The sequence below is a fragment of the Sebaldella sp. S0638 genome, from assembly GCF_024158605.1.
Taxonomy (GTDB): Bacteria; Fusobacteriota; Fusobacteriia; order Fusobacteriales; family Leptotrichiaceae; genus Sebaldella.
Map to the genome: position 1 here is coordinate 1 of NZ_JAMZGM010000196.1, position 3,382 is coordinate 3,382.

The 3,382-nt window shown below is 32.6% G+C and carries 1 protein-coding gene and 1 pseudogene; both read left to right on the plus strand.

The window, feature by feature from the left end; genetic code table 11:
• Positions 1 to 1,404, plus strand: a pseudogene (locus NK213_RS19280) (hypothetical protein); the annotation flags it as partial.
• 2 nt (positions 1,405 to 1,406) lie between these two features.
• Positions 1,407 to 3,382: fibronectin type III domain-containing protein (locus NK213_RS19285; protein ID WP_253352353.1), on the plus strand; the 1,976-nt coding region annotated here is incomplete at its 3' end.

The window sequence follows — 3,382 nt, forward strand, 5'->3', positions numbered from 1 at the left end:
GATGAGAATATATCAGCAACAGGTCATAGTACAAGTAAGAAAAAAAAGTTATTCGGATCAAAGACAAAAGATTCATATAGTACATTAAATCAGTCATTTGAGGAGTATTTTGGAGATGCATGGAAATATACAGCAAGAGATTCAAAAAGCCTTGAACAGTTCTATGATTCATACTTAAAAAACTTTGATATGAATCTACTGAAAAAGAAATTAGGGAAAAACAGCCTTGACAATAGCAATATAGAACAGGTAAAAGGACAGTTTTTAAGATTTATTGATGATATCAAAACAATGGAGAGACATTCTGCTAACCTTCCAAAGAACGGGATACTGGAAAGCTTTGAGGGTGTAGAAGTATTAGATGTATTTGAATTAAGGAATGAATATCAGAAACAGCTTGAGAATATTTATAAGGGTATGGGAAAAGATCCTGAAAACTACAGGGAAGAAATCCTAAATCAGGTAAATGCATTAATTCAGGAAGGCGAAACAATAATAAGTGCGTTTAATGATGTAAAATCAGCTTTTTATGGAAAGATAATAGAGGGTGATGAAACAATAATGTCACTGGCTACAGGAATGGAAAGTTATTTTACAAAGCTGAGAACAAATATATCAAAAGTATTCTATGATATTAATTTCCAAGGCTTAGAGGAGAACTTTAATAATAAGTTTGCAAATATTTCTGATAAATTGGCTGACTTTAGATTATCAGGAAATACAGACTTAAATGCTTTTGTAAATGAAAACCTCAATTTTTGGAATGAATTTACAATGCTGAAAAGTACTGAGAATATAAAAAATGACATGAATGAAGTTTTGAATATTCTAAAATCACAGGCAAAAGGAGCAGGTTTAAGTGATGATGTAATAAATGCAATATTTCCTGACTCAGCTATTGATGATAAGGCAAGTGATATAAAAAATGCATTGGAAAAAGCAATGAGGGATGCATTAGACACTAATTCATTTAGTCAATTCAGTATGTCACTAGGAGATAGTATTTACAGCAGTGTAAAAGACGGTCTGATAGAGGCTTTTTATGAATCCAATACTTTTAAAGCCCTTGCTGAAAAGTATTTCCTAAATGACGACTATACAAAAGCACTGGAAGGAGCCGGAAGTTTTAAGGATGCATACGACATAATAAAAGCACAGCTTGATAAAGCAGAAATTCAATTACAGGCAGAAGGACTGGATTTCAAAGGAACAAATTCAAGTACAGGGGAATATTACGGAGGATTATCAAACAGCTATAAAACAGCAACGGGACTTCTGGCCAATGATATAAATATAAACTATACCCTTAATAATTATGGTTTTCTTGAAGCAGAGGATTTTTTAAAGAAAATGGTAAAAACAGTAAAAGAGGAACTACATAAAGCAGGTAAGAAGGAGGTCTGAATATGTTACCGCAAAGCTATATAGATAAAACATATCATGAAGAAAATAACCTGAAACACCGGATAAAAATATTCAATAAAACAAAGAATGTGGATATATCGGAGTATCTGGATAATGATACTTTGGAAATATCAAAATTTCTTGAAAATGAAACACAAAGTATAGCAGCTAATACTTTAGACCTTACCTTTCTAAAACCGGATATAGAAAAAACAGCAGAAAAAGAAATAATATATTTTTCAGAAAGTGACAAAACCTTTGATGTATACGATATGTTGTTTACTGATTTTAAAGATAGTTATGAAAATAATATCATAAATTTAAATGATGAAATTCATGTAATAGATCTGTTTGACGGAGAAGAATTGCTTTTGTTTGTTGGAATAGTATCAGAGCCTGTAGTAAGGCGTGAACATCTGAGAACATATATAAAGATTAAACTGGAAGACAGAACTTCTGTGGGATATGCCAAGAAATTTGATAAGGACTATGTATATCAGGGACATTATGTTTACCATTCAGGAGCAAAGAATTTATCATTAATGTATAAATTGGCTAAAGAACTGGGATTTGAAGATAGCGATATTGAAATAGAAGAAATGAAGCATACTCTTGGGGATTACATAATAATACCTGTAGCTAAATTTGAAAAAGATAAAAGCATCATGGAAGAACTCGCTGAGCTTGTAAGAGCTGTGGTAGGAGATATCTGGGTAACCCGTGAAGGAAAACTCAAGATAACAAGTCTGTTAAATCAAAAGGATACTAATATTGTTGACTATAAACTAAAGTATGGAAATATTCTTAATTATCTGGAATCAACAGTAACAAAGCCGGAGAATAACAAGGTAGAAGTATCATTCACAGAAAATAAGACAGAGGCGAGACAGGCAGTATTTATCCTAGCCGGTCAGAATGCAGATTATGAAAATGATGATGCTAAAGTAAAAGTCCCTGCAAATACACTAACCAATAATGAATACTGGCAGATAAAATATCTGACTGATTATGTAAATAATCTGGAAACAACTCCGGAAGTAACAGCATATATACCAAACAGTGATGGAACAAAAACATATATTACCTATACAGATTATGAATTAATCCTGGACAATGACGGAGGAAAAGTAAAGTTTTTCAATCACACAGCTTCGGATATATTCATTGAGAAGTTTAAACTTTATGGAGAGCCGATAAAAGTATATGAAGGGAATACTGTGACCTATACAGAGAAAAACCTCAAGGAAAACGAAATAGAGCTTTATACATATGCTAATAAATACATTCAGGATATACGGCTTGCCCAAAGTGTAGCAAGATATCTATACTTTAAGAATTGCCGTGAAAAGGTAACCCATAAGATGAGAACGAATAGCATACCTTTTCTAGAACTACAGGATGTAATAAAACTGGATTTTGAAGATATAACCAAAGATATACAACTCACTAAAATAACCCAAAAACAGAACGAACTTGAGATAGAAGCTGTAGAATATGAGGAATACAAGCCTAACACAGAGCATTTTGAAAATCAAAAATCAAATTTATTTGATGAGAGTTATCTCAACAATGGATATGTAGAATGGGGAAATGTAGTATATCCAACAGATAAACCGCCTGCACCAATTAATTTAGTACCGGAAAATTTACATCTGGGAGTAGGAGCAAAGTGGGATAAAGTAAACAGAGACGATATTCAGGAATATATAGTATACATGAAAGGCATAACAGAAGACGGGAATTATACAGGACTGGATTTGAAGTTTTCAAGAGGAAACAGTACATATTTTCTAGCAAATACAGAACCCGGATTCTATGAAATAAAAGTATCTGTAGTAACAATGGCAGGGATGGAAAGTGACCAGTCAACAGCAGTAATAGCGAAGTCACTTGAAATAACGGGAGAACAAATAGGAGTAGACGGAGATACAATAGTTGTTGATACAGGAAGTAAAAAGTTAATACTGGGAACAGTTTA